Below are 1,542 nucleotides of genomic sequence, written 5' to 3'. Positions count from 1 at the left end.
CCGGTCAGCGCTTCCGCTGGCTCACCGCGCCGCGCAGCACCGTGCTGCAGACCTCCGCGGTGCACTGCGGGCTCACCCGCGACCCCGCGGCGGAGCTGCACCGGCTGTTCGGCGCGCTCGTGGGGGCCGGCTCGTGAGGCGCCGGCTGCCCGCGGTGGCCTTCGCCGCGGCCGTGCTGCTCAGCGCGGTGGTGCTGTTCGCGCCGGACGCGGGGCGGGCGGGCGGCGTCCCGCACCTGGACAAGGTGGTGCACGGCGCCCTCTTCGCGCTGCTCACCGCGACGGGCACCTGGTGGCTGCGCCGGCCGGCGGTGGTGTGCGCCGGTGCCGGCGCGTACGCGGTGCTCAGCGAGGTCGTCCAGCACGTCGCGCTGCCGAACCGCGCCGGTGACCTCACCGACGTGGCCGCCGACGCCTCCGGGGTGCTGCTCGCCGCCCTCGGCGCGCTGCTGGTGCGGCGGCGGGCGCGGTCGCGGGGGCGCTGACGGGGCACCGCGGCGGCGCGGGGCGCGTTGCTATCGTGCGGCTCCCGCCGCCGTCACCAGCAGGAGCCGCCGTGCCCGCGCAGGACTCCGCACCCCAGCGGCGCGTCACCATCAGCGACGTCGCGGCAGCGGCCGGCGTCTCGCGAGCCACCGTGTCCCGGGTGATGAACCAGCTCAGCACGGTGGACCCCGTGCTCGCCGAGCGGGTGCGGGAGGCGGCACGGCAGCTGGACTACTCCCCGAGCACCCTGGCGCGCGGCCTGGCCATCGGCCGCACCCACACCGTCGCGCTCGTCGTGCCCGACCTCGGCAACCCGGCGTTCCAGGCGGTGCTGCGGGGGCTGAGCCGCGCCGCCGCGCACGAGGGCTACCGGGTGCTCGTCGCGGAGACCGCCGAGCAGGTGGCGGAGGAGGCGATCCTGGCCGGTGAGGCGCGCCGGCGCTGCGACGGCCTCGTGCTGACCTCGCCGCGGATGCCGCTGGGGGACCTGGCGGCGCTGCTGCCCAGGCTGGCCCCCGTCGTGCTGCTCAACCGGGAGGTCCCCGGCGCCGCGGCGCCCGCCCTGGGCATCGACCACGCCGCGGGCGTGCGCGCCCTGCTCGAGCACCTCGCCGGCCTCGGGCACCGCCGCGTCGCCTACCTCGCCGGCCCGCCCGCGGCCGCCTCCAACCAGGCCCGCCTCGCGGGGCTGCGCTCCCCGCTGCCGGGGGCGGCCGGCGCGCAGGTCGTGGAGATCGCCTGCGGGGCGACGTACACCGACGGCCGCGCCGCGCGGGAGGCGGTGCTGGCGGCGGGCGTCACGGCCGTCGTGGCGTTCAACGACCTGGTGGCGCTCGGCCTGCTGGGGGCGCTGCAGGAGACGGGGGTGCGGGTGCCGGCGGACGTGTCGGTCGTCGGCTTCGACGACATCCCGTTCTCCGCCCACACCTCCCCGCCGCTGACGACGGCCGCGGTGGAGCACACCGAGCTCGGGGCGCAGGCGTGGGTGCGGTTGTCGGCGCTGCTGGCGGGCGGGGAGGTGCCGGACGACCTCGTCCTGGAGCCGCGGCTGCAGGTG

Annotated in this window: 3 protein-coding genes; all 3 read left to right on the top strand. The window is 78.7% G+C overall.

Annotation, left to right across the window (positions count from 1 at the left end):
* The coding region (locus ABEB16_RS21560; protein WP_345714223.1) for a DUF3037 domain-containing protein at positions 1-137 on the top strand (137 nt) is incomplete at its 5' end.
* Complete coding sequence (locus tag ABEB16_RS21555; RefSeq protein WP_345714222.1) at positions 134-484, top strand: VanZ family protein; 351 nt, start codon at positions 134-136, stop codon at positions 482-484. The genes ABEB16_RS21560 and ABEB16_RS21555, both read left to right, overlap by 4 nt.
* Positions 485-555: 71 nt before the next feature.
* The coding region (locus ABEB16_RS21550) for a LacI family DNA-binding transcriptional regulator (RefSeq protein WP_345714221.1) at positions 556-1,542 on the top strand (987 nt) is incomplete at its 3' end.

The organism is Kineococcus glutinatus, from assembly GCF_039542765.1.
Taxonomy (GTDB): Bacteria; Actinomycetota; Actinomycetes; order Actinomycetales; family Kineococcaceae; genus Kineococcus_A; species Kineococcus_A glutinatus.
Note: the sequence above shows the minus strand (reverse complement) of the source record. Positions and strands in the feature narration are given on the sequence as shown.